The organism is Streptomyces sp. NPDC051219 (assembly GCF_040682335.1).
GTDB lineage: Bacteria > Actinomycetota > Actinomycetes > Streptomycetales > Streptomycetaceae > Streptomyces.
Map to the genome: position 1 here is coordinate 79,031 of NZ_JBFBAS010000017.1, position 24,729 is coordinate 103,759.

The window sequence follows — 24,729 nt, forward strand, 5'->3', positions numbered from 1 at the left end:
CCGGACCCGGGTAACCGCGCGGCTGTCAGAGGCGCCGGCCGGACTTCCGCGGGCCGCCGCTACTGCCGGCGCCCTGCGGCGGGTGGCCGCCGGGCGGCAGAACGACCACGTCCCCGGCCTCGAAGGTCACCCCCACCGTGGTCCCCTGCTCCGGGGCGTCCCGCAGCGAGCACTCCGCCTCGAGGACGGGCGCGTCGTCGGGACGCAGGAGCACGGCGACATGGGTGCCCCGGAAGGTACGCGCCTCCACCGTGCAGCGCAGGCCGTCCGACGGCGGTACCAGCCGGACGCCGGCAGGACGCACGAGGAGCCGGCAGTCGCCCTCGGGTGAGCCGTCCGGCACCGGGACCTTGCCCCAGGGGGTGTCGGCGGCCGCGCCGCTCACCGTCGCACCGACAACATTGTCGAAGCCGAGGAAGCGGGCCACGAACTCCGAGGCGGGCCGCTGCCAGACCTCCAGCGGGGAGCCGGCCTGGGCGATGCGGCCGTCCTGCATGACGACGACCCGGTCGGCGAGCGCGAAGGCCTCGCCCTGGTCGTGGGTGACGGCGAGCACGGTCGTGCCCAACCGGCCGAACAAAGCGCGCAGTTCGACGACGAGCCGTTCACGCAGACCACGGTCGAGCTGTCCGAGCGGTTCGTCGAGCATCAGCAGCTTCGGCTGCGGCGCGAGCGCGCGTGCCAGCGCGACGCGCTGCTGCTCGCCGCCGGACAACGAGGCCACGGCCCGTCGCTGGGCACCCGGCAGGCCGACGAGGTCGAGCAGCTCCTCCACCTTGCGTGCCTGTCCGGCCCGGCCCTCGCCGTGCATGCGCAGCCCGAACGCTACATTCGAGCCCACGTCCCGTTGCGGGAACAGCTGGTGGTCCTGGAACATCAGCCCGACGCCCCGGCGGTGGACGGGCACCGAGGTCTGGTCCTCGCCCGCCAGCAGCACCCGTCCCGACGCCTCCTGGAGCCCGGCGACCACGCGCAGCAGGGTCGACTTGCCGCTGCCGCTCGGCCCCAGCACGCACACGATCTCGTGTTCGGCGACCTCCAGGTCCACCGCGTCGAGCACCGCCCGCTCGCCGAACCGTACGGTCACGGAATTCAGCCGCAGCAGCGCGTCGGCATCAGCCATCAGAACTCCCCGGAGCTTTGGGTACGGATGCGTTCCAGCGCGAGCAGCGCCGCCGCGCAGACCAGCATCAGAATCGTGCTGAGGGCCATCGCCTGCCCGTAGTTGAGCTCCCCGGCCCGCCCCAGCAGCCGCGCCACCGCAACCGGAAGCGTCGGGTTGTCGGGCCGGGCGATGAAGACGGTCGCCCCGAACTCGCCCAGGGAGACCGCGAAGGCGAAGCCGGTGGCGATCAGCACCGCCCGGCGCACCATCGGCAGATCGACCTCCCGCCAGACCCGCAACGGGGACGCCCCGAGCACCGCCGCCGCTTCACGCAGCCGCCCGTCGACCGCGCGCAGTACGGGCAGCATCGTCCGTACGACGAAGGGGACGCCCACCAGCGCCTGCGCAAGCGGAACCAGGATCCAGGAGGCCCGCAGATCCAGTGGCGGCTCGTCGAGGGTGATCAGGAAGCCGAAGCCCACGGTCACGGCCGAGACGCCGAGCGGAAGCATCAGCAGCGCGTCGAAGCCGCGTACGAACCGTCCCGCGCGCCGGGTCAGCGCGGCGGCCGCGAGCCCCCCGACGACCAGGGCGATGAGCGTGGCCACCAGCGCGTACTGCAGTGAGTTCCCGACGGCTGCCAGCGGGGGGACCAGGAACGTTCCGCCGTCCGCCGAGTCCAGTGCCCGGTAGAAGGCGAAGCCGTACCCGCCCGGCCCGTCGAGCGAGCGCTCGACCAGCACACCGAGCGGCAGCAGGATCAGCACCAGTACGGTGGCGAGGACCGCGCCGAGCAGTGCCCGCTGGCCGGCGCCACTCGGCCGGTGGGCCGTCCGCGCGGGATCCACCAGCTGCAGCGCACTCTCCCGTCTGCGTACGGTCCAGGCGTGCACCGCGAGGACCGCGCCGACCGCCGCGAACTGCACCAGCGTCAGCACGGCGGCGGTGGGCAGGTCGAGCAGCTGCGCGGTCTGCCGGTAGATCTCCACCTCCAGCGTCGAGAACGCCGGGCCGCCCAGGATCTGGACGACTCCGAAAGAGGTGAAGGTGAAGAGGAAGACCATGAGCGCGGCGGCGGCCACGGCGGGGCCGAGCGCGGGCAGCGTCACTCGCCGCCAGGCCGCGAAGCGGCCGGCGCCGAGCACCCGGGCGGCTTCCTCCTGGCGCGGGTCGAGCTGGGACCAGAGACCTCCGACGGTCCGGACGACCACGGCGTAGTTGAAGAACACGTGCGCCAGCAGAATCGCCCACACCGTGGTGTCGAGCCGTACGCCCCAGGTCTCGTCCAGCAGGCCGCCGCGCCCCAGCAGGGCGAGGAACGCGGAGCCGGCCACGACCGTCGGCAGCACGAAGGGCACGGTCACGACCGCCCGCAGGAGCTGCTTGCCGGGGAAGTCGAAGCGGGCGAAGACATAGGCGCCGGGGAGCGCGAGGAGCAGTGTCAGCCCCGTGGACGCGAGCGCCTGCCACGTGGTGAACCACAGCACCTGGACGATGCCCGGCTCGCTCACCACCTCGCCGATCCGCCCGAACCGCCAGACGCCGTCGGCCTTCAGTCCACGGGCGACGATCGCAGTCACGGGATAGGCGAAGAAGACCGCGAAGAACGCGACGGGCACGGCCATCAGGCCGAGCCGCGCCGCGCTCCCGCGTCCGGCCCTCGCCGCGCCGGCGGGCCGGACGGCCTCGTCGGCCTTGTCAGTCCCTACTTCAGGACGAGCGAGGACCATGACTTGACCCACTGCTCACGGTTCTCGGCGATCTTCTCCGGAGCCACGGTCTCGGGCTTCTCGATCACCACACCGTGCTTGGTGAACAGCTCGGGCAGCTGGGCGTCCTTGACCACCGGGTTCACGAACATGTTGAGCGGCATGTCCTCCTGGAACTTCTTGCTCACCAGGAAGTCCAGCAGTGCCTTGCCGCCGGCCTCGTTCTTCGCGCCCTTCAGCAGGCCCGCGAACTCCGTCTGCCGGAAGCAGGTGCCGGTGGAGACACCGGTCGGGGCTTCCTGCGGCTGCGGCTCGGAGTACAGCACCTCGACCGGCGGGCTGGACGCGTACGAGACGACGAGCGGCCGGTCGCCCTTGGCCTTCTTGCCGCCGGCGGAGCCGGAGAAGCGCTCGTTGTACGCCTGCTCCCAGCCGTCGACGACCTCGACGCCGTTGGCCTTGAGCTTCTTCCAGTAGTCCTGCCAGCCGTCGTCGCCGTACCTGCCGGCGGTGGCGAGCAGGAAGCCGAGACCGGGCGAGGACGTCGCGGCGTTCTCGGTGACGAGCAGGTTCTTGTACTCGGGCTTGATCAGGTCGTCGAAGGACTGCGGCGGGGCGAGCTTCCTGTCCGCGAAATACTTCTTGTCGTAGTTGACGCAGATGTCACCGGTGTCGACGGGCGTGACGCGGTGCTGCTCCCGGTCGAGCTGGAGCTCCGCGGCGACCCGGTCCAGACCCTGCGCCTCGTACGAGGTGAAGAGGCCGTTGTCGAGGGCGCGCGAGAGCAGCGTGTTGTCGACGCCGAAGAAGACGTCGCCGCGCGGGGAGCCCTTGGTGAGGATCTCCTGGTTGAGGGCGGCGCCCGCGTCGCCGCTCTTCAGCACCTTGACCGTGAAGCCGGTCTCCTTGGTGAACTCCTTCAGCACGGCCGGGGAGGCGAGGAAGGAGTCGTGGCTGACGAGAGTGACGGTCCCGGACTTCGAGCCGCCGTCCGTGGCGGAGTCCTTGGACTCCCCGCAGGCGGCGAGCGTCGAGGCGCCGACAGCGGCGGCTATGGCGGTAGCCGCCAGCTTCTTGGTGGTGCTCACTGAAATTCCTCCTGGGGTGACCAGGAAGAGACGCGGCCCCGCTCACACGAGGTGAGCAGGGCGCAACAGCTTGAGTGATGACCGAACTTCCTACCCAGAATGACCTGGGCAAGGTTCAGAGGGTCTGCGACCTGACGGTTGTCGCACTCTCAGCGCTGTGGCGCTCCCCTGTCGGAATATGCAAATGTCCGACGTCAGACTACCGCTCGGACGCCGCGAGCTGGCCGCACGCTCCGTCGATCTCCTGGCCCCGGGTGTCCCGCACGGTCACGGGGACGCCGTGGGCCGCGATGGCCTCGACGAACGCCTTCTCGTCCTCGGGCCGGGAGGCGGTCCACTTGGACCCCGGCGTCGGATTCAGCGGGATGAGGTTCACATGGACCCGCTTGCCCTTGAGCAGCCGGCCGAGCAGGTCGCCCCGCCACGCCTGGTCGTTGATGTCGCGGATCAGGGCGTACTCGATGGAGATCCGGCGGCCGGACTTCTCGGCGTACTCCCAGGCGGCGTCCAGCACCTCACGTACCTTCCACCGCGTGTTCACGGGCACCAGGGTGTCGCGCAGCTCGTCGTCCGGGGCGTGCAGGGAGACCGCGAGACGGCACTTGAAGCCCTCGTCGGCGAAGCGCAGCATGGCCGGGACCAGGCCGACGGTCGAGACCGTGATGCCGCGCTGGGACAGGCCCAGGCCGTCCGGCTCCGGGTCGGTCAGCCGACGGACGGCACCGACGACCCGCTTGTAGTTGGCGAGCGGCTCGCCCATCCCCATGAAGACGATGTTGGAGAGCCGCGCCGGGCCGCCCGGGACCTCGCCGTCGCGCAGGGCGCGCATGCCGTCCACGATCTGGTGCACGATCTCGGCGGTGGACAGGTTGCGATCGAGGCCCGCCTGTCCGGTCGCGCAGAACGGGCAGTTCATTCCGCAGCCGGCCTGCGAGGAGATGCACATCGTCACCCGGTCCGGGTAGCGCATTAGGACCGACTCGACGAGCGTCCCGTCATGCAGCTTCCAGAGCGTCTTGCGGGTGGTGTCGTTGTCGCAGCTGATGTGCCGCACCACATTCATCAGGTCCGGCAGCAGCTCGCTCTGGAGCCTCCCCCGCGCCGCGGCGGGGATGTCGGTCCACTCGGCCGGGTCGTGCGCGTACCGCGCGAAGTAGTGCTGCGACAGCTGCTTGGCCCGGAACGGCTTCTCGCCGATCGCGGCCACGGCCTCGCGGCGTTCGGCGGGCGTGAGGTCGGCGAGGTGCCGCGGGGGCTTCTTGGCTCCCCGAGGCGCGACGAAAGTGAGTTCTCCAGGTACAGGCATGGTTCATCCAGTGTCGCAGATCAACTTGGGGCGCCCAGGTCAGAGGGGTGAGCGGCCGGTCACTCGCGGTCGCCCTCCGTCATAGTCGGCCAACCTCGCACGGCCCAGGGACGGCCCAGATAGCGGTTCGCAAGCAGGTGACGTCAACGTACGGGTACGCGTGGAACCCGCGTCACTGTCCTGTGTGGCCTACGTGGGAACAACGACAAGGACACCGCGACGCCGCGGAAGTCGACGGGTGCGACGGCGGACACGTGCTCATACCACTCGACCCGCGTCGGCTACAAGATGTGCTGACCGGCCGCCCGTAGATCGCCTGCAAAAGCGCCCGCCCTTCACCGGGGGCGGGCGCTTCGCTATGCGGGGTCGTACTGGTGCCGTCGGCCGCCGCGCCATTCGATGAGCACCGAGTGGATGAGCTCCTCCGGCTCCTCGGCTCCGGCCCGGCGCAGGAACTCGGCGAGGTCGGCGTCGCTGTAGGCGATGCCGAGGATTTCCCCGTCGATGCGCACGCGCCGGCCGCCGGTGGGTGACGGCGGGTAGACGATGACGGGCATGGCGACCATGGGTCAGCGCTTTTGCTACATGGCTTCCCTTTGCGGGCGGAGGTCGTGCACTTTGGCGGTGAGGGTGCCGTCGTGCTGCTCGTAGTGGGAGAGTGCCAGCCCGAGGCCGAAGAAGGTGGGCGCCCATTCGCCAACGAATATTCCCCACCGGTCGGCGCGGGCGAGGCCGGTTCCGGGTTCGGCGGTGAGTGATACGGCCCAGGTGGCGATGGATAGGCCGATGGACAGGAACGCCGCGGTGTAGGCGTGTTCGCTGCGTATGCCTTTCTCATGCATCATCTGGATCATCGTGGTTCTCCTGGTCTGTGAGGGGGCACGGCACCTCCACCAGAGTCACCCGGCTGGCGGACACTCGCACCTGGAGGCCGGTGTGCAGATCCTGCACACGCCCTCAACGCCCGCCTACTCCAGGATTGCAAACCAACTCGGTCGGGGGCCTTTCTTACACGGGAAGACACGACCACCTTCTGATCCGTAGCTCTAGCTACTAGCCAGACAGTGCGCGACCTCGCGGAGTGGTCGTCATCGGTCATCGTCGGCCACTGCCGAGCGGCCTTGAGCCCGGTCGGGCACTGAGGGTCACACGTGGGTCGCCTGGCTACGCAAGAGCGCCCGAATGGCGCCATATAGGCAGTCCGAATAATCATTTTATATCGGATTTAACTGCACCTCGCCGGGTACCTGAGGGTTCTAGAACCTGCTCAAAGTAGGAGGCGATCTTGTCCAGCTCCGTTCACCCGACCATAGAATCCCACCCCGACATCCAGGAGTTGCGTGCCCGTCATGAGCGGGCAGCGACGACACCGCGGGCACAGGCGATCGAAGCCATGGGCTTGATTACCGGCCTATACCTCGCCGCCTCGCCTTGGATCTTGGGCTTTAACGATTTCTCCACTCTGGCCGTCACCAACCTGATCACGGGTCTGGCGTATGCGCTGCTCATGGGCGGTTTCGGGCACGCCTACGAGCGCACGCACAGCATGGCCTGGGCTGCTGCCGCACTCGGCGCATGGACCGTCGTCGCACCTTGGGTTGTGGCAGGTGACGTCGACACCGCTCGGACCGTTACCAACAACATCATCGTCGGCCTGCTCGCCCTGATGCTGGCGCTCGCCGCTGCTTCCGCAGCAAGCATGCGTTCTGCCGAACGTGGGCGTCGTGCCGCATCGGGGTACGGTGCGCGCACCTGAGCGGCGATACCCGAAGTGCCCCACCGCAACTGGAGTGGGGCACTCTCCGGCGCGCTCTGACGATGGCGGACAGCTGGCGACGAGGTCGGCTGCGGGCCAGCAGATCTCGTGATCGGAACGTCGCTGTCCAGCTCAGCGGCTTGCCGCTGTTCGCAGTCCATGGTTCATGCTCGGGGCTGCTGGTGTCAGCCGGCGATGTCTCTGATCTTGACTCGGTGAGCACCGCTCGATGACTGCTTACTGGTCGTCATAAGAGCAAGTCGTTCCCGGACCGTCAGAAGCGCCGGGCAGAAGAGTGGTTGGCCGAGACAGCTGCCGAAATGTCCCGTGGTCAGTACGTCGACCCGAGAGCCGCCCGAATCACGTTCCAGCAGTACGCGGAACGCTGGATCGCCGGTCAGACAACCGACCCAACCACGCGCATCGCCGTTGAGACCCGCCTACGGCTGCACGCCTTTCCTCGTATCGGCGCGCGCCCGCTCGGGTACTTCCGTCCAGTCCACATCCGCGAGTGCGTGCGCGACTTGGAGAACGACCCGATGGCCGGCACCTAACGCCCGCACCATCCACTCCAACGTCCGCGCGGTGGTCTCGGCCGCCGTGGACGACGCACCTGGCACGAAATCCGTGCTCCGCGGCCTCCGTTCGGCCGCCCGCCGTCTCCGCCACCCGGGTCGTGCCCCGGCTCCCCTCCCAGGTTCGTGCGGTCCACGACGCACTGCCCGAGCGCTACCGGGCCATGGTCGACGTGGGCAGCGGCTGCGGACTCCGGCAGGGCGAGATCCTGGGCCTTGCAGAAGACGCTGTGCAGCTCGACAGCGACACCCTTCGGGTCACCACTCAGATCAAGCTGATCCGGGGCTCCGCCATCTTTGCGCCGCCCAAGGGCAACAAGGAGAGGGACGTCCCGCTACCGTCGTCGGTCGCCTCCGCCCTGCGACGGCACATGGAGAATCACCCGCCCGTGGGAATCAAGCTCCCGTGGATGCGGCCGGACGGGCCGCTCGTCGAGCGGCGTCTGATCTTCACCAATACCACTGACGGGATCGTCTGGCGGAGCGACGTCAACATCCAGGATTGGAAGCCCTCCCTCGCAGCCGCGGGCCTTATCCCGACTCCCGAACCCGGCGAGCCGTACGCCTCCGCCCAGCAGCACGGGATGCACGCCCTGCGCCACTTCTACGCCTCGGGCATTCCGACCCCGCGATGACGCTGCGGGTGTACGCGCAACTCATGCCTGGCAGCCGCGAACGCCCACGTAGAGCGGTGGACACAGTCCTCCGAGCCACCTGACATCCTCAGATCCAGCCTGCTCGGGGTAGGTGGGCCGGGACGGTTGTGCTCGTTGAAGCGGACCAGCGCTGCCACGCCACTTTCGGTAACCCCTTGGATACATTAAGTTTGTTACTTCTGTGATCGAAAGCGGTTGAGCATTATGGGCTACGCGTGATGTCGGCGTCATCGGCCGCGGCCGACAACGCCGCGGAACCTCTCGTCTCGCCGGTCAGTTCACACAACGAGTGGGACCCGCTGGAGGAGATCATCGTTGGGCGTCTCGACGGCGCGACGATCCCCTCCAACCATCCGGTCGTGGCCTGCAACGTCCCGCGAGGGGCGGCGCGGTTGCAGGGGCTCGCCGCCGGCTTCAAGTATCCGCGCATGCTGATCGAGCCGGCGCAGCATGAGCTCGATCAGTTCGTTACTCTCCTGCAGTCCCTCGGCATCACGGTCACGCGACCGGACGCGGTCGACCACAGGCAAAGGTTCGGCACCCCGGACTGGTCGTCGCGCGGTTTTTGCAACAGCTGTCCGCGTGACAGCATGCTCGTGATCGGCGACGAGATCATCGAGACCCCGATGGCATGGCCGTGCCGATATTTCGAGACCCACTCCTATCGCACGATCCTCAAGGACTATTTCCGGCGCGGCGCGCGCTGGACGGCGGCACCGAAGCCGCAGCTCACCGACGCACTCTTCGAGGCGGATTTCCGTATCCCCGAGGTCGGCGAGCCTATGCGCTACATCGTCACCGAGTTCGAGCCGGTGTTCGATGCGGCGGATTTCGTCCGCGCGGGACGCGACCTGTTCGTCATGCGGAGCAACGTCACCAACCAAATGGGCATCGATTGGTTGCGCCGCCACCTCGGACCCGGCTATCGCATCCATGAGATCGAGAGCCGCTGTCGCACGCCGATGCACATCGACACGACGTTCCTCTTGCTCTCGCCCGGCAAGGTTCTGATCAATCCCGAATACATCGACGTCAACCGCCTGCCCGACGTCCTGAGCTCGTGGGACATCCTGATCGCCCCCGAGCCCAACCCGATCGACGAGCGCTTGCTCAAGATCAGCTCGATGTGCGGCAAGTGGCTCAACATGAACATTCTCATGATCGACGAAAAACGGGTGATCGCGGAGCGGCACCACACCGACATGCTGCGCGCGCTCGAAGAGTGGGGGTTCGAGCCGATCCCCTGCGATCTGCTGCACTACGCGCCGTTCGGCGGCTCATTCCACTGCGCGACGCTCGATATCCGGCGTCGCGGCACGCTCGAATCCTATTTCCATTGACCGGCCGTTTCCTGCCTGCGACCGCTGTTCCGCGCCAAACGCACCCGCGCATAGGGCGCACAGGGCGCATACGAAAGGGGCTCGTCGTCCGTCGGACGGCGAGCCCCTTTCCTGCCTTTTCGGCAACTCCTCGCAGGCTCTGGACAGCGCGAAGGGTCAACTGGCTCCTACGAACACCACCAGCAGCAGCCACACCACCGGAGCGGTGGGCAGCAGCGAGTCCAGCCGGTCCATGATGCCGCCGTGACCCGGCAGCAGCGTGCCCATGTCCTTGATGCCCAGGTCGCGCTTGATCATCGACTCGCCCAGGTCGCCGAGCGTGGCGCTGACGGCCACGGCGAAGCCGAGCAGCAGCCCCTGCCACCAGGTGCCTCCGTCGATCGCGAACTCCATGCAGAGCGCGCCGGCCCCCATCGCGAAGGCCACCGCCCCGAACAGCCCTTCACGCGTCTTCCCCGGACTGATCCGGGGTGCCAGCTTGTGGGTACCGAAGCGCCACCCGACGGCGTACGCCCCGGTGTCGCTGACCACCGTCAGGACCAGGAACGTGAGCACCCGCCACGACCCGTCCTCGGCCGCCAGCATCATGGCGACGAAGGTGGCCAGGAAGGGCACGTAGAACGCCGCGAAGACGCCTGCCGTGACGTCCTTCAGGTAGCCCTCCGGCGGCTCGGTCATTCGCCAGACCAGCACCGCCAGTGCCGTGAGGGCCATGGCGACCCAGGCCCCCTCGGGCCCACGCGCATAGCCGGCCACGACCATCGCCGCACCGCCGACGGCCAGCGGCACGAGCGGGGCCTTGATGCCCCTCTTCTCGTCCAGCCGGGACGTCAGCTCCCAGAGCCCGACGACCACCGCTACCGCTATCACGCCGACGAAGACGGCCTTCACGATGAAGAGTGATGCGACGATCACCGCACCGAGGCCGACCCCCACCCCTATCGCGGCTCGCAGATCACGGCCCGCACGCTTCTTCGGGGGTGGCTGCGGGGCCGGCGTGGGGCTGGGCATGGGCTCCTGCGGCATCTCTTCACGGAACAGGGGACCGCCCAGCTGAGCGGACCCCCGGTCGCGTTCGTCGTGGTCGTCGAAGTCTCTGCCTGCGTCGGGCACGATGGGCATGGGCCGAGTCTGCTGGGCGTTATGCGCATCGTATGCGGGACCCGCCGGGACAGGCCCCTGGTCGGACGGCAGCCGGCCGCCCGCGTAACCGGCGCTCGGCGGGGCCCCCCAGGAAGAGTCGTTCATCAGACCTCGAGCAGCTCGGCTTCCTTGTGCTTGAGCAGCTCGTCCACCTGCGTGACGTACTTCGCGGTGGTGTCGTCGAGCTCCTTCTCCGCGCGGCGGACCTCGTCCTCGCCGGACTCCTTGTCCTTGACGAGCTTGTCGAGGGCTTCCTTCGCCTTGCGGCGGACGGAGCGGATCGAAATCTTCGAGTCCTCGGCCTTGCTCTTCGCGACCTTGATGTAGTCGCGGCGGCGCTCCTCGGTCAGCTCCGGAAAGTTGACCCGGATGATGCGACCGTCGTTGCTCGGGTTGACGCCTAGGTCGGAGTCGCGGATCGCCTGCTCGATATTGCGCAGCGCGCTCGCGTCGAAGGGGGTCACCACGGCCATCCGCGGCTCGGGGACTGCGAAGGAGGCGAGCTGGTTGATGGGCGTCAGCGCACCGTAGTAGTCCGCCACGATCTTGTTGAACATCGCCGGGTGCGCACGACCGGTGCGGATCGCGGCGAAGTCCTCCTTGGCGACCACGACGGCCTTCTCCATTTTCTCCTCGGCCTCGAGGAGGATTTCTTCGATCACCACTAGCTCCTGCATGTCTTGTATGGGTCCGTCAGTGCTCAGGCCCGGTGAACGTGGGGTCGCGTCTCTCCTGCACGGTGTCCCACCGGCAGGACATTGTCCATCCCCGTGGGGACGGTCCCGGATCAGGCCCGGGTGCCCTGGTCGTTCACGAGAGTGCCGATCTTCTCACCCTTGACGGCCCGCGCGATATTGCCCTCGGTCAGCAGCTCGAACACGAGGATCGGCAGCTTGTTGTCGCGACAGAGGGTGATGGCGGTGGCGTCGGCGACCTTGAGGTCGCGGGCGATCACCTCGCCGTACTCCAGCGCGTCGAACTTCACCGCGTCGGGATTCGCCTTGGGGTCGGAGTCGTAGACCCCGTCCACGCCGTTCTTCCCCATGAGGAGCGCCTCGGCGTCGATCTCCAGCGCACGCTGAGCGGCGGTGGTGTCGGTGGAGAAGTACGGCATGCCCATACCGGCGCCGAAGATGACGACGCGGCCCTTCTCCAGGTGCCGCACGGCGCGCAGCGGGATGTACGGCTCCGCGACCTGGCCCATGGTGATGGCGGTCTGGACGCGGGAGTCGATGCCCTCCTTCTCCAGGAAGTCCTGGAGGGCAAGGCAGTTCATGACCGTACCGAGCATGCCCATGTAGTCGGAGCGCGCCCGGTCCATGCCGCGCAGTTGCAGCTCTGCGCCGCGGAAGAAGTTGCCGCCGCCGATGACGACCGCGATCTCCGCGCCGTCCCGGACAACGGCGGCGATCTCGCGGGCGATGGCGTGGACGACGTCGGGGTCGACGCCGAGGCCTCCGCCGCCGGAGAAGGCCTCACCCGACAGCTTCAGCATGAAGCGACGGGCCTTCGTGTGGTCGCTCTTGTAGTCGGAAGCCTTGTGGGGGTCCGCGCCCTGATTCATGGAGATCTCCTCGTGCACATACGAAGAAGGCCATTGCCGGTGGGTCTTGCGTCCCTGTGCGGCAATGGCCTCCTCGTCAGATCTGCGGTCGTCCTGCGCGTGCGAGGCGACTGCATCAGACCCTATCGGGGTCCTCGGTCGATCGCGTACGGACTCAGATGCCGACCTTGATGCGCGTGAAGCGCTTCAGGGAGACACCGGCCTCGTCCAGGACCTTCTGGACCGACTTCTTGTTGTCCTTGGCGAACGCCTGCTCCAGCAGGACGACGTCCTTGAAGAAGCCGTTGACCCGGCCTTCGATGATCTTCGGCAGGGCGGCCTCGGGCTTGCCCTCCTCGCGCGAGGTGGCCTCGGCGACGCGGCGCTCGGCCTCGACGACCTCGGCGGGAACCTCGTCACGGGAGAGGTACTTCGGGGTGAACGCGGCGATGTGCTGCGCGACGTCCTTCGCGACCTCGGCGTTGTCCTTGTCGAGCTCGACGAGAACACCGATCTGCGGGGGCAGGTCGGGCATGGTGCGGTGCATGTACGCGGCGACGTAGCCACCGTCGAACTGCGCGAAGCGGTCCAGGACGATCTTCTCGCCGAGGTTGGCGTTGGCCTCGTCGACGTATGCCTGGACGGTCTTGCCGGGCTCGATCTCAGAGGCGAGCAGCGTCTCCAGGTCTGCCGGGGACGTTGCGGCGACGTGCTCCGCGAGCGAGTTGGCCACGGACTGGAACTTCTCGCCCTTGGCGACGAAGTCCGTCTCGCACTTCAGCTCGAGCAGGACGCCGGAGGTCTTGTCCTCGGAGATGAGGGAGACGACCGCGCCGTTCTCGGCAGAACGGCCTTCGCGCTTGGCGACGCCCTTCTGCCCCTTGATGCGCAGAGCCTCGACAGCCTTGTCGACGTTGCCGTCGGCCTCGTCGAGCGCCTTCTTGCAGTCCATCATGCCGGCGCCGGTGAGCTCACGGAGCTTCTTGACGTCAGCGGCGGTGTAGTTCGCCATGATCTGTGAATCTCTCTCAGAAGTCGTAGATCTACGGGTGGACGGCGGGGGCGGCGCTCGTGGCACCGTCCCCCGCCGTCGTCAGCCGTGCTGAGGTCGTCCGGAGAAGACTCCCCGGACGCTCGCGGTGGGTCAGGCCTGCTGGGCGTCCGCGGCCGGAGCCTCGGCAGCGGGGGCCTCGGCGGCAGCCTCGGCCGGGGCCTCGGCGGGGGCCTCGGCGGGCTTCTCGGCAGCGTCCTCGGCCGGAGCCTCGGCAGCCTGCTCGTCAGCCTTCTTGTCGCCCTCGAGCAGGTCGCGCTCCCACTCGGCGAGCGGCTCGCCGGCGGCCTTCTCGCCCGGCTTGGAGTCGCCGGTGGCGACGCCGGAACGGGCGATGAGGCCCTCGGCGACGGCGTCGGCGATCACGCGGGTGAGCAGGGTGACGGAGCGGATCGCGTCGTCGTTGCCCGGGATCTTGTAGTCGACCTCGTCGGGGTCACAGTTGGTGTCGAGGATCGCGACAACCGGAATCTTGAGCTTGCGCGCCTCACCGACGGCGATGTGCTCCTTCTTGGTGTCCACGATCCAGACGGCGCTGGGCACCTTGGACATCTCGCGGATACCGCCGAGGGTCTTCTCCAGCTTGGCCTTCTCGCGGGAGAGAACCAGGAGCTCCTTCTTGGTGAGGCCGGAGGCGGCCACGTCCTCGAAGTCGATCGCCTCAAGCTCCTTCAGACGCTGAAGGCGCTTGTAGACGGTGGAGAAGTTGGTGAGCATGCCGCCGAGCCAGCGCTGGTTGACGTACGGCATACCGACGCGCGTCGCCTGCTCGGCGATGGCCTCCTGGGCCTGCTTCTTGGTACCGACGAACATGATGGAGCCGCCGTGCGCGACGGTCTCCTTGACGAACTCGTAGGCGCGGTCGATGTACGACAGCGACTGGAGCAGGTCGATGATGTAGATGCCGTTGCGCTCGGTGAAGATGAAGCGCTTCATCTTCGGGTTCCAACGGCGGGTCTGGTGACCGAAGTGGACGCCGCTTTCCAGCAGCTCCCGCATCGTGACGACGGCCATGGCCGTACTCCTTGAGGTGCTCGGTTATCGCGTCCGCCGGACGACGGTCGCGCCTGACGCCCCGACGCGCCGTGCCACAAGGGACCGAGGAGCGCGGCCACCGGCCGATAAGGGGCTGGTGGCGGGGCGTGCGAAGTCGACCCGGTGACCCGGATCGCCACAAGAAGTGTACGGGACCCGGACAGTGCCGGGTGACGAGCCTGTCCACAACGACCCGGTTGCCCACAGATACCGACCAAGATCCACATGGGCCCGGGTCCCCGGCCAGTCTGGACGGCATGCACACCCTGTCGATCGTAGGTCTCCTCCTGCTCGTGCTCGGCGGCCCCGCGGTTTCCGCGACGAGTCCCCCGAGCATGCCGGTGGCACCCGTCGGACCAGTGACACCAGCGCCGGCAGTGGCACCGGTGCCACCGGTGCCACTGGTGCTCCTGCGTGGCTGGGAGCCGCCGTCGTCGCCGTACGCCGCGGGCCACCGCGGGGTGGACCTGGCGGCCGTGCCGGGCACGGCGGTACGGGCCGTCAGGGCGGGTCTCGTCTCCTACGCGGGCCGGGTGGCGGGCCGCGGCGTACTGTCCATCGCCCTGACGGGTACGGGCGACCCGCCGCTGCGCACGACGTACGAACCGGTGCGCCCCCTGGTGGCCGAAGGCGAGGAGGTCGCGGCCGGCCAGGTGGTGGCAGTGCTGGCGGACGGCCCCTTCCACTGCCCGTCGGGCTGCCTGCACTGGGGTCTGCGCCGCGCCGACGAGTACGTCAACCCGCTGTCACTCCTACGCCGCGGCCCGTCCCGCCTGCTGCCGGTGTTCGAGGTACCGGAGCCGTTCGGAGTCGGGGAACCGGCGACCCGGGACAGGGGTCCGCGCCGGGGCAGGGGCAGGTCCCGACGGCCAGGGGCGAAGGTCCGGCGGGCAGGGGCAAGGGACAGAGGTCCGACAGTCCGGCGGTCCGGCAGTCCGGCAGTCCGGCAGTGCGGGGCAGGGGGGCCGGCGCGGCGGTCCGTCGGCCAGTGGCCGGCAAGGGTCCGGCGGAGTAGGCGGCGTCGGGGAGCACCGAGCGGACGACTGGGGAGTGCGAGCAGGTGAGGGAAGCGGCGGCCGATAAGGGGAACCCCCGCAGGGCCGGGGCTGCCCGCGAAGCGGGGCTGCCGCCCAGCCAGGGGCTGGGCGGCAGCCCCTGGCTGGGAAGCGGGGTCAGCCCCGGACGCCCCGCAGTGCCATCGCCACGGCCGCGTCCGTGATCTGGATGGGGTCCTCCGCCGCGCCGAGCTCGATCCGGCGGACCGCGGCGTCCACGACACCCTGGAGCAGCATCGCCGCGAGCCGCGGCTGCTCGTGCCCGAGGGCACGCAGCGCCTCGCCGATCATCGTGACGAGCCCGCCGTGCGCCGCGCGGATCTTCTCCCGCGCGCCCGCGTCCAACTCGCTCGCCGAGATGGCGACAACCGCCCGGTGCCGGCGATCACCGACAAGCGCCAGCTGCTGCCGCACATACGCCTCGATCTTGCCCTCGGGCGACTCGGCCGCCTCCATCGCGGCCTCGACCTCGGCCGCCCAGACGGGAAAGTCGACCGCGCACAGCTCCTCGACGACGGCCGCGCGCGATCGGAAGTACTCATAGACGGAGGACCGGGCAAGTCCGGTGCGCTCGGCGAGGGCGGGGAAGGTCAGTGCGTCCGTTCCGCCTTCGGACAGCAGGGAACGCGCGGCATCCAGCAGGGCGCCGCGCTGCATCGTCCTGTGCTCGGCCACGGAGGCCGCTCGAATCCTGGGCACGGGTCCACTTTACGGAAGCACCGCCCCCAGGACGATGCGGCAGGGACGATTCAGCGTCCGACGTCGGCCAGCTTCGCCCGCAGCTGCAGCACCGACTTCGTGTGGATCTGGCTGACCCTGCTTTCGGTGACGCCGAGTACGTTGCCGATCTCGGCGAGCGTGAGGCCCTCGTAGTAGTAGAGGGTGACCACGGTCTTTTCGCGCTCGGGGAGCGTGTTGATGGCCCGTGCGAGCAGCCGCCGCAGCTCTCGGTCCTCCGCGACCTCCACCGGATCGTCGGCCGCGGTGTCCTCGAGCGTGTCCATGAGGCTGAGCCGGTCGCCGCCCTCTCCGCCGACGTGCAGCAGCTCTTCCAGCGCCACGACGTTCGCCAGCGACAACTGGCTGAAAACCGCGTGCAGTTCTTCGAGCGCGATGCCCATCTCGTCCGCGACTTCGCTCTCGGTGGGCGTGCGCCGCAGCTGCGCCTCCAGCGTGGCGTACGCCCGCTCGACGGCCCGCGCCTTCTGCCGCACGGAGCGAGGAATCCAGTCCAGGGCCCGCAGTTCGTCGATCATCGCGCCCCGGATCCGGGTGATCGCGTATGTCTCGAATTTGATGGACCGCTCGATGTCGAACTTCTCGATGGCGTCGATGAGTCCGAACACGCCGGAAGATACGAAGTCCGCCTGCTCGACGTTGGCCGGCAGCCCGACACTCACTCGGCCCGCGACGTATTTCACCAACGGCGAGTAGTGCAGGATCAGCTGCTCCCGCAGCCGCTCGTCGCCCGATGTCTTGTACGACCGCCACAGCTCGTCGAGCGACGAGGGCGCGGGGGGCCGCACGCTGCCGCGAGCAGCGGGGGGCACTGCGGCGCGGTCAGACCCGGAGGTGTGCTGGGGCATGCGTTGCCTTGAGCCGTTCTGCTGTGATCCGAGTGGGGACTTGTTTCTGGGGTCGAATCCTCGTGAGCGTAGCGTGACTGAAGAGTTGCAGTGCGCGAAGGGTATGGGATCGTACAGCGCGGATGCCGTACGCGGACCGGACCCGCGCAGGACGGCCGCAGCCATGTGCGCAGGCCCGGAGGGTGGCACCGAAATGACCGGACATCTCATCGGGATCACCCTTTCACCGGATCGCCCCAGGTCAAGGACCGCCTCGCCACACGATCGGGGCCTGTGCGGCAGGGGCAGTCAACTGCCAGCTGTCGCCGTGCCGTTCGACGAACCCCAGGGAGTGAAGTTCGTACAGTCTGCCGATGGTTTCGTCGGTGGTCGTACCGGCGCCCAGCGCCGCTTCGCGGACCCCGACCGGCCGTCGGCACGGCATCGCCTCGAGTACCCGAGCGGCGACGGGATCCAGCAGGTCCCGGGCCAGCACGGGTCCTCGGCGGGCGGGGGCGAGCTCGCCCATGTCACCCACTAGTTCGATCACCTCGGCGGCATCGGTGACGAGAACCCCCTCGCCACGGAGGAGTTCATGCACCCCTGCCGAGAGTCCGCTGGTGGCGGGCCCGGGCACGCCCATGGTGAAGCGGCCCAGCTTCTGCGCACTGCGCGCAGTGACGAGCGAACCGCTGCGGTACTCGGCCTCGACGACGACCGTGCCCCTCGTCAGCGCGGCGATCACGCGGTTGCGGAGGATGAACCGGCTGGGCGTGGGGTGGGCGCCCGGCGGCAACTCGCCGATGACCAGACCCTGTTCCGCGATCCGGCCGATCAACTCGGCATGCCCGCGCGGGTAGCCGACGTCCACGCCGCAGGCCAGCACGGCGACAGTCGCCCCGTCCGCCGCCAGCACCCCCCGGTGCGCCGCGCCGTCGACTCCGAAGGCCGCCCCCGACACCACCACCCAACCCCGCTCGGCGAGCCCGGTGCCGAGCGCCGCCGCCATGTGCGCCCCGTACGGCGTGCAGGCTCTGGCCCCCACGACGGCCACGGAGCGCAGGGCCCATGTCCGCAGGCTGGGCCGCCCCCGCAGCCACAGCCCGACGGGCCGGGCATCACCCAGGTCGTCGAGCTGCCCCGGCCATTCCAGGTCGCCCGGACAGATGAAGCGGCCCCCGACGGCCTCCACCGCGTCCAGGTCGCGCTCGGGGACGGCCGCGGCCGCCCGTATCCGATATCCGCCGAACCGCCGCTCCCCGACCCCGGCCGGCGCTTCCGACTCTCCGTCCGGGGAGGTCAGCCGGCGCATGAGTTCCACGGGGCCGATTTTCCTCAGCCAGCGCCCCCCGTGCTCGTCGCCGGGCTCCAGCACGCGCGTGAGCGCGGCCCTCGCCAAGCGCTCCGCCTCGGCCATGCCCCCGCCCACGCCACCGTCTTGGGTGCGGTGCGCAGCTGTGGCGACTTCCGGGGTCATACGCCTCCTCCCGCCGGGAGCGGCACCCCGCGGGCGATCCCGGTCCGCAGTTCCAGTGCCGCGGCGACATCATGCGTGTCGGGCCGCGCCTTCCCGGCGAGGTCCGCCACGGTCCAGGCGACCCGCAGCACCCGGTCCAGACCGCGGGCGGTGAGCAGTCCGCGCTCGAGGTCCCGCTCAGCCGCCATCAGAGCTCCGGGAGCGGTCTGCCAGCGGGTGCGCAACTCGTGCCCCGGGACCTCGCTGTTCGTGGTCCACGGAGTGTCCGCCAGCCGCATGGCGGCCCTCGCTCTCGCCTCCCGCACCCGCGCCGCCACTTCGGCGGTGGACTCACCACGCCCGCCCCGGCCCATGAGGTCCGAGCGGTTGACGGGCTCCACTTCGACCCGCAGATCCACCCGGTCGAGCAGCGGACCGGACAGCCGCGACTGGTAGCGGCGGATCACGGACACCGGGCACTCGCATCCGGAGCCGTGCAGCGTGTGGCGGCCGCAGGGGCAGGGGTTCGCCGCCAGCACCATGAGGAAACAGGCGGGCAGCCGTACGACTCCGGCGCTGCGTGCCACCACGACATGCCCCGACTCGAGCGGCTGGCGCAGCGCGTCCAGGGCCCGGCCGCTGAACTCCGGCGCTTCGTCGAGGAAGAGGATCCCGCGGTGGGCCAGCGAAACGGCTCCCGGCCGGGGCAACCCGTTCCCCCCGCCCACGAGCGACTGCATGGTGGCGGAGTGGTGCGGGGCGCAGTAGGGCGGAGCACTGACCAGTGGCTCACCCGGCGGAAGGATTCCCGCCACCGAGTGGACCGCCGTGACCTCCAGGGACTCCTGCTTGGTGAGAGGCGGCAGGATGGCGGGCAGCCGCTCGGCGAGCATCGTCTTGCCAGCCCCGGGGGGACCCGAGAGGAACAGGTGGTGCCCGCCTGCCGCGGCGACTTCCAGCGCCTGGCGCGCTGCCCGCTGCCCGGCGACGTCGGCAAGGTCCGGCCGGTGCCCGTCGCCCTCTCCCGGCGGCCCGGCCAGTCCCGTACCGATACCGGCCCCCGGCACCATGAGCCCGGCGAGCATGGCGTCCGGCCGGCCCTCCTCCGCGGCCGCCGTCTCCTCCGGCACAGTGGAGCCCGTAAGCACCGCGATGAGCTGCCGCAGGCTGCGGACGCCGAGCACCGAGACACCGGGCACCAGGGAGGCCTCCGCCGCGGTCTTCTCCGGCACGACCACGTGCCGGTATCCGGCGTCTGCCGCGGCGAGCACAGCGGGGAGGATCCCGCGCACAGGTCGGACCCGGCCGTCGAGGCCCAACTCGCCGATCATGACCAGGTCGGCGATCTCCTTCGGGTCGATCTTCTCCGCCGCACCGAGGACCGCGCAGGCCACCGCGAGATCAAAACCTGATCCGCTCTTGGGTACCGAAGCGGGGCTGAGCCCCACGGTGAGCTTTTTCTGCGGCCACTCGGCGCCGAAGTTCACCACGGCCGCCCTGACCCGGTCCCGGCTCTCGACCAGGCTCTTGTCCGGCAGCCCCACCAGCGTGAAGGCCGCGACCCCGGGCTCCAGATCGGCCTGCACCTCGACCACCACGCCCTCGACGCCCACCAGCGCCACCGAGCACGCACGGGCGAACCCCATCAGGCCACCCCCCGGGCGTGCTCGACCACCGGTGCTCCGCGCCGCGGCAGCAGCACTCCCACGAGGTCGATGCGGACCCCGCCCTGCGGCGGGCCCCCGTGGTCCTGCAGCCAGCGCTCGGCCAGCCGTCTCAGCCGGGCCGCCTTCACCGGCGTGACGCCCGCCATCGGGTGTTCGAACGCCCCCGCTCTGCGGGTCTTGACCTCGCAGACGACCAGGGCGTCACCGTCCCGGGCCACGATGTCGATCTCCCCGGCCCGGCAGCGCCAATTGCGCTGGATCACCGTCATCCCGGCCTCTGCCAGGCGACGCGCGGCCAGGTCCTCGCCGTACTGTCCGAGTGCGCGTCGGGCTTGCTGAGCGTTCATGTCGGCACCACCTCCGGCACCGACTCTGGCGCAACCGCCGCCCGCTAGTGGATCTTGGTGGACAACTCGCCCGTTGTGGAAAACTCAGCCACTCGGAAGTTCGAGATCGCTCTTGTTGAGCTCCTCGATATTCACGTCCTTGAACGTCAGCACCCTCACCTGCTTGACGAACCTGGCCGGCCGGTACATGTCCCAGACCCACGCGTCGGCCATCGAGACTTCGAAGAACACCTCACCCTGGACCGAGTGCACCTGCATCTCGTAGTCGTTCGTGAGGTAGAAACGCCGCTCGGTCTCGATCACGTATTTGAACAGCCCGACGACATCGCGGTACTCCCGGTAGAGCTTCAGCTCCATCTCGGTCTCGTACTTCTCGAGGTCCTCGGCGCTCATGGCATGTTCCCCTTCAGCCGTGCGTCCCCCTATTGTGCGCCAGCCCCGTACGCCCCTAAACGATTTCGGGGCCCAGGACCACCGGCTCACCCGGAGGACCCTCGTCGAGCAACCTACGCAGCAGCTCGGCGAGTCTGGTCGGGTACACCGTCTCATGGGCGGCGGACAGTTCAGCGGAGGTCCACCACCTGAGGCCCTTGAGGCTGCGCAGCTCCAGCTCCGTGTGCCCGGCAGCGAAGTCCGCCGCGGTCAGCGTCTGCGTGGTCCGTGCCAGGAAGTACCACTCGTCCTGGTCCCAGCGCCGCCCGTCAAAGGGAAACGAGCAGACCCGGCGCCACAGCACGGGCCCGAGCTCGACCTCCGTGATCCCCGTTTCCTCCGCCACCTCGCGCAGCGCGGCCTGCTCCCGGCTCTCGCCGGCCTCCAGCCCGCCGCCGGGGGTGAACCACCAGCTGTCCGACGGGTCTCCGGGCTCGTAGCCGTGCAGCAGCAGAATGCGGTCCGCCGGGTCCAGCAGGACGACCCGCGCCACCTTCCGCAGCTCACGGGCAGGCTCGCCGGCCTGTTCAGCGGGCACCGGCCCGCTCCTGCCGCCTGCGCTCCGCCCGCTTCGCCAGCGGCCCGTAGGCGGCCCCGCCGAAAATCAGGACCGCGCCGGCCACGATCGAGATCATCACCAGCCGCGCGGGACCGGGCTGCGAGATGCCGCCGGGCAGCTCGGCGAAGGCCTGCGGCCGCTCGATCGTCCCGCCGAGCGGCCACGCCGTGGCATCCACCCGGGCGCTCACCGCGCTGCGCGGTACGGCGCCCTGCCCCGCCTCCTGAAGGTGCACTCGGGAGTCGAGTGAGCCGCTGCGCTCGTCGCCCAGCAGGAACAGCTGGCCCTCGGGGACCTTGGCCTCGAACGCGGTTGTCGAGGCCCTGACCTGGTCCTGCAGATACGGTTCGTCAAGCACCTTGCCGTTGAGGGTCAGCTTGCCGTCCGCGCCGCAACAGGCGACGGTGTCGCCGCCGATCCCGACCACACGCTTCACCATCGGCATGTCACTCCACACCGAATCGGTGAAGATCACGACGTCGCCGCGTTTCACCTCGCTGCCGTCTATCCGCTCCGCGAGCACCCGGTCACCGGCGTTCACGGTCGGCGTCATGGAATCACTGGGCACGGTGTACGGCTGGTACACGAGCGCGCCCCAGACGAACCCGCCCAGGAAGAGCACACAGCCGACGGCCACGGCCAGCCCCGACAGCACACTGCCGAGGCGGCCGTGGCCGTCGCCCGTACGTCCTGTTCCGCTCATCCCAGCGCCCCCACATCCGGAGTCGACAATCGCTGATCTGAGTCGGCACCCTACCCGGCGGTACGTCCCCCGGTCAGCCTCCGCTTGCGCCACATCACCAACGGCACCGCTCCGGCCACGCTCAGCGCGCCCGCGGGTGCCATCGACACCGCGGCACTGAGCCCCGGCTGGTCGAAGGTGTCCGGGATCGGCAGCGTCGCCCAGCGGCTGACCGGCCAGGCCACCACGACGGCGCGTCCGACGACCTTGTCGACCGGTACGAAGCCCTCGTTGGCGTCCTGCATGTGGTAGCGGGAGTCCAGCGAGTTCTGCCGGTGGTCACCCATCACCCAGATCTTGCCGTCGGGCACCTTGAGCGGGCCGAACGGGCTGTCGTCGCACGGGGTGTCGCCGGGGAAGATGTACGGCTCGTTGAGCGCCTTGCCGTTGACCTTGACCGGACCGCCCTTCTTGCACTCGACGGTGTCTCCGCCGACCGCGATGGTCCGCTTGATCAAGTCCTTCTCCTCGGCCGACGGCATCAGGCCGATGAAGCTCAGAAACTTCTGCACCGGGTTCGGCTCGGGGGTCGGTTCACCGTCCAGCCAGCCGCCCGGGTCGTGGAACACAACGACCTCGCCCCGCTCCGGCTCGGCGCCGAACCACGGGGTGAGTTTGTCGACCAGTACCCGGTCACCCTGCTGCAGTGTGTTCTGCATCGAGTCGGAGGGGATCGAGAACGCCTGCACCAGGAAAGTCTTGATCAGCAGCGCCAGCAGCAGGGCGATACCGATGAGCAGGGGCAGCTCCTTCCAGAACGACCGCTGCTTCTTCACGGCTCCGTCACTCCCGTCGGTTCCGTCCGGGTCGCCCGCGCCGTCCGTCGCACTCACGGGTGACTCGGCGTGCTGATCGGGCCGCTCCTCGGGTTCGCCGTGTCCGGATCGTGCGCCGACCGCCAAATCCCCCACATCCACTCCTCACTCCGTTCCACCGCCTGCACCGAAGACGGCGCAGGCCCACCACTCCCATAACGAGCGGGAGTTCCGCAGGGCTCGGGAGCCGGATCATTCCGTTCAGATCCTGAGTAGACACACTATTCGACGGGCCGGGCGCCGCGGTCACGCCGTTACGCCCGTCGGGCACCGACGCGTACGTCTGACGCTCCTCCAGCTTTCGCCAGTTGCCGACAGGCCAGGCGATGACGACGGCTCTCCCGACGACCTCCTCCTCCGAGACCGTGCCCTGAAACCCCTCGTCGAGGTGGAAGCGGGAGTCGGCGGAGTTGGAGCGGTGATCGCCCATGACGAAGAGGCGCCCGGCCGGGACCTTCACATCGAACTTGATTTCCGAAGGAGCGTTTCCGCGGTTTACGTACGGCTCAGTGAGCGGAAGGCCGTTGACGCTGACCCGGCCGTCCTTGTCGCAGCACTTCACGCTGTCCCCGCCGACCGCGACGACGCGCTTGATCAGGTCCTGCTCGTCCTCCGACGGCAGCAGTCCGATGAAGGTGAGGCCCTGCTTGACCTGCTTGACGACCACCGGGTCGTCCTTCCTGGCCGACTGCTCCTGCTCGAGCCAGCCGCCGGGGTCCTTGAACACGACGACGTCCCCGCGCTGCGGTTGCGAGCCGAACCACGGCGTCAGCTTGTCCACCAGCACCCGGTCGCCGATCCGGATCGTCTGCTCCATCGAGCCCGAGGGGATTACGAACGCCTGCACAAGAAACGTCTTGAGGACCAGGGCTATCAGCAGAGCCACGGTTATCAGGATCGGGATCTCTTTCACGGCCGACCTGCGCCGCCGCCGCTTGACCCTGCGTGCGAGCTTGCGCCGGTCCGCCCGCCCGGGCAGGACCGGTCCCGTCGTCGGCCGGCTGCCCGTGGGCAGCCGGGTGTCCGCCCGGTGGTGCGCGCGCGGCCGACCTCGGTTACCCATGGGCTCCGCCGAGTGGTCGTACGCCGCTGAACGCGCCGGGTCTGTCCAGCGACGTCCACCGGCTGAGCGGCCAGCCGATCCAGTCGGCGCGTCCGATCACCTGGTCGACCGGAACCATGCCGCCGCCCGGCTCCCCGAGGTGGTCCCGCGAGTCGCGAGACTGCGAGCGGTGGTCGCCCAGGACCCACAGGGTCTCCAGAGGCACCACGATGTCGAACGGCACCTGTGACGGGGCGTCTCCCGGGAACAGGTACGCCTCGTCTACCGCCACTCCGTTCACGTGGACCCTCCCCTGCTTGTCGCAGCAGACCACCCGGTCACCGCCCACGCCGACCACACGCTTGACGAAGTCGGCGTCGGTCGGCTCCCCCTGTACGAAGGACCCGGTGCCGTCGAACACGACGACATCCCCGCGCTGCGGCTCGGCACCGAAACGGTACGCCAGCTTGTTGACGAGCACCCGGTCCCCGACCTGAAGGGAGGGCTCCATCGAGCGGCTGGGGATCAGGAAGGGCTGTACGACAAAAGTACTCAGCAGCAGGAGCAGCACTGTGCCCAGGCCCGCGGCGAATGCGGCCCCGCGCCACGACGAACGCGCAGAGCGCGACCCCTCGGCCGTCCCCTCGTCGGGGTCGGAAGAGTGGTCGCGCTCTGTGAGTTCAGCTTCGGTGTCCATCGGGGCCTGAGCCTATCCGGCCCGCCCGGTGGACCCGGGCGCAAG

General features: G+C 69.2%; 25 protein-coding genes, 1 pseudogene and 1 riboswitch. Of the genes and pseudogenes, 4 read left to right on the forward strand and 22 right to left on the reverse strand.

The annotated features are described in order from the left end of the window. Positions 1–25: 25 nt before the first annotated feature. From AB0M62_RS20495 to AB0M62_RS20520, 6 genes are all read right to left on the reverse strand, one after another. Positions 26–1,123, reverse strand: a complete 1,098-nt coding sequence (locus AB0M62_RS20495; RefSeq protein WP_366075678.1) for an ABC transporter ATP-binding protein — start codon at positions 1,121–1,123, stop codon at positions 26–28. After that, on the reverse strand, positions 1,123–2,730 hold the full coding sequence (locus tag AB0M62_RS20500; RefSeq protein ID WP_366075750.1) for an iron ABC transporter permease: 1,608 nt from the start codon (positions 2,728–2,730) through the stop codon (positions 1,123–1,125). The genes AB0M62_RS20495 and AB0M62_RS20500 overlap by 1 nt, the downstream gene beginning before the upstream one ends. Positions 2,731–2,810: 80 nt before the next feature. Next, positions 2,811–3,902 carry a thiamine ABC transporter substrate-binding protein gene (locus AB0M62_RS20505; protein ID WP_366075679.1) on the reverse strand — a complete coding sequence of 364 codons (1,092 nt, stop codon included), beginning with the start codon at positions 3,900–3,902 and terminating at the stop codon, positions 2,811–2,813. Positions 3,903–3,971: 69 nt separating this feature from the next. Further along, positions 3,972–4,082: riboswitch (TPP riboswitch) on the reverse strand. 19 nt (positions 4,083–4,101) lie between these two features. Next, complete coding sequence (gene rlmN / locus AB0M62_RS20510; RefSeq protein WP_366075680.1) at positions 4,102–5,208, reverse strand: 23S rRNA (adenine(2503)-C(2))-methyltransferase RlmN; 1,107 nt, start codon at positions 5,206–5,208, stop codon at positions 4,102–4,104. 356 nt (positions 5,209–5,564) lie between these two features. After that, positions 5,565–5,774 carry a hypothetical protein gene (locus tag AB0M62_RS20515; protein WP_366075681.1) on the reverse strand — a complete coding sequence of 70 codons (210 nt, stop codon included), beginning with the start codon at positions 5,772–5,774 and terminating at the stop codon, positions 5,565–5,567. Positions 5,775–5,789: 15 nt separating this feature from the next. Then, positions 5,790–6,062, reverse strand: coding sequence for a hypothetical protein (locus tag AB0M62_RS20520; RefSeq protein WP_366075682.1), 273 nt, complete (start codon positions 6,060–6,062; stop codon positions 5,790–5,792). A gap of 431 nt (positions 6,063–6,493) precedes the next feature. On the opposite strand from AB0M62_RS20520, the gene AB0M62_RS20525 reads away from it, so the two are divergent. The 3 genes and pseudogenes from AB0M62_RS20525 (at position 6,494) to AB0M62_RS20535 (ending at position 9,535) form a co-directional block, all read left to right on the forward strand. Beyond that, positions 6,494–6,964, forward strand: coding sequence for an SPW repeat protein (locus tag AB0M62_RS20525; RefSeq protein ID WP_366075683.1), 471 nt, complete (start codon positions 6,494–6,496; stop codon positions 6,962–6,964). A 251-nt stretch (positions 6,965–7,215) separates the two neighbouring features. Further along, positions 7,216–8,257: pseudogene (locus AB0M62_RS20530) on the forward strand (site-specific integrase); the annotation flags it as partial. A gap of 156 nt (positions 8,258–8,413) precedes the next feature. Further along, entirely contained in the window at positions 8,414–9,535 is a 1,122-nt protein-coding gene (locus AB0M62_RS20535; RefSeq protein ID WP_366075684.1) for an amidinotransferase, read from the forward strand. A gap of 156 nt (positions 9,536–9,691) precedes the next feature. On the opposite strand, the gene AB0M62_RS20540 is transcribed toward AB0M62_RS20535, so the two are convergent. The 5 genes from AB0M62_RS20540 to rpsB all read right to left on the reverse strand — a co-directional run bounded on the left by AB0M62_RS20540 (position 9,692) and on the right by rpsB (position 14,286). Beyond that, positions 9,692–10,783, reverse strand: coding sequence for a phosphatidate cytidylyltransferase (locus AB0M62_RS20540; RefSeq protein ID WP_366075685.1), 1,092 nt, complete (start codon positions 10,781–10,783; stop codon positions 9,692–9,694). Then, a complete protein-coding gene (gene frr / locus AB0M62_RS20545; protein WP_366075686.1) occupies positions 10,783–11,340 on the reverse strand; it encodes a ribosome recycling factor in 558 nt (185 codons plus the stop codon). Before frr ends, AB0M62_RS20540 begins: the two co-directional genes overlap by 1 nt. A gap of 125 nt (positions 11,341–11,465) precedes the next feature. Next, positions 11,466–12,242: a UMP kinase gene (gene pyrH, locus AB0M62_RS20550; RefSeq protein ID WP_366075687.1), complete on the reverse strand. Its 777-nt coding sequence runs from the start codon at positions 12,240–12,242 to the stop codon at positions 11,466–11,468. Positions 12,243–12,396: 154 nt separating this feature from the next. Continuing rightward, positions 12,397–13,233, reverse strand: a complete 837-nt coding sequence (gene tsf / locus AB0M62_RS20555) for a translation elongation factor Ts (RefSeq protein ID WP_366075688.1) — start codon at positions 13,231–13,233, stop codon at positions 12,397–12,399. A gap of 132 nt (positions 13,234–13,365) precedes the next feature. Further along, positions 13,366–14,286, reverse strand: a complete 921-nt coding sequence (gene rpsB / locus AB0M62_RS20560; RefSeq protein WP_366075689.1) for a 30S ribosomal protein S2 — start codon at positions 14,284–14,286, stop codon at positions 13,366–13,368. Between the two features lie 356 nt (positions 14,287–14,642). Between rpsB and AB0M62_RS20565 the strand changes: the two genes are divergently transcribed. Continuing rightward, positions 14,643–15,371, forward strand: coding sequence for a M23 family metallopeptidase (locus AB0M62_RS20565; RefSeq protein WP_366075751.1), 729 nt, complete (start codon positions 14,643–14,645; stop codon positions 15,369–15,371). A 108-nt stretch (positions 15,372–15,479) separates the two neighbouring features. Here the strand turns inward: AB0M62_RS20565 and AB0M62_RS20570 are convergent, their stop codons facing one another. The 11 genes from AB0M62_RS20570 to lepB (AB0M62_RS20620) all read right to left on the reverse strand — a co-directional run bounded on the left by AB0M62_RS20570 (position 15,480) and on the right by lepB (AB0M62_RS20620) (position 24,684). Next, positions 15,480–16,037 (reverse strand): helix-turn-helix domain-containing protein, encoded by a 558-nt coding sequence (locus AB0M62_RS20570; RefSeq protein ID WP_366075752.1) that lies wholly within the window; start codon positions 16,035–16,037, stop codon positions 15,480–15,482. A 74-nt stretch (positions 16,038–16,111) separates the two neighbouring features. Next, entirely contained in the window at positions 16,112–16,948 is an 837-nt protein-coding gene (gene whiG / locus AB0M62_RS20575) for an RNA polymerase sigma factor WhiG (protein WP_366075690.1), read from the reverse strand. A gap of 241 nt (positions 16,949–17,189) precedes the next feature. Then, positions 17,190–18,344: a DNA-processing protein DprA gene (gene dprA / locus AB0M62_RS20580; RefSeq protein ID WP_366075753.1), complete on the reverse strand. Its 1,155-nt coding sequence runs from the start codon at positions 18,342–18,344 to the stop codon at positions 17,190–17,192. 56 nt (positions 18,345–18,400) lie between these two features. Further along, positions 18,401–20,029, reverse strand: a complete 1,629-nt coding sequence (locus AB0M62_RS20585; RefSeq protein WP_366075691.1) for a YifB family Mg chelatase-like AAA ATPase — start codon at positions 20,027–20,029, stop codon at positions 18,401–18,403. Further along, positions 20,029–20,397, reverse strand: coding sequence for a YraN family protein (locus tag AB0M62_RS20590; RefSeq protein WP_366075692.1), 369 nt, complete (start codon positions 20,395–20,397; stop codon positions 20,029–20,031). The genes AB0M62_RS20585 and AB0M62_RS20590 overlap by 1 nt, the downstream gene beginning before the upstream one ends. Before the next feature lie 84 nt (positions 20,398–20,481). Then, a complete protein-coding gene (locus AB0M62_RS20595) occupies positions 20,482–20,790 on the reverse strand; it encodes a DUF2469 domain-containing protein (protein ID WP_003993268.1) in 309 nt (102 codons plus the stop codon). Between the two features lie 55 nt (positions 20,791–20,845). Beyond that, positions 20,846–21,367 carry an NUDIX hydrolase gene (locus tag AB0M62_RS20600; RefSeq protein WP_366075693.1) on the reverse strand — a complete coding sequence of 174 codons (522 nt, stop codon included), beginning with the start codon at positions 21,365–21,367 and terminating at the stop codon, positions 20,846–20,848. Next, a complete protein-coding gene (gene lepB, locus AB0M62_RS20605; protein WP_366075694.1) occupies positions 21,357–22,091 on the reverse strand; it encodes a signal peptidase I in 735 nt (244 codons plus the stop codon). The genes AB0M62_RS20600 and lepB (AB0M62_RS20605) overlap by 11 nt, the downstream gene beginning before the upstream one ends. Before the next feature lie 50 nt (positions 22,092–22,141). Then, entirely contained in the window at positions 22,142–23,032 is an 891-nt protein-coding gene (gene lepB / locus AB0M62_RS20610) for a signal peptidase I (protein ID WP_366075754.1), read from the reverse strand. Continuing rightward, positions 22,914–24,008: a signal peptidase I gene (gene lepB, locus AB0M62_RS20615; protein ID WP_366075695.1), complete on the reverse strand. Its 1,095-nt coding sequence runs from the start codon at positions 24,006–24,008 to the stop codon at positions 22,914–22,916. The genes lepB (AB0M62_RS20610) and lepB (AB0M62_RS20615) overlap by 119 nt, the downstream gene beginning before the upstream one ends. After that, the gene (gene lepB / locus AB0M62_RS20620; protein WP_366075696.1) at positions 24,001–24,684 is read right to left on the reverse strand and encodes a signal peptidase I; all 684 of its coding nucleotides are present in this window, start codon (positions 24,682–24,684) and stop codon (positions 24,001–24,003) included. Before lepB (AB0M62_RS20620) ends, lepB (AB0M62_RS20615) begins: the two co-directional genes overlap by 8 nt. Positions 24,685–24,729 lie beyond the last annotated feature (45 nt).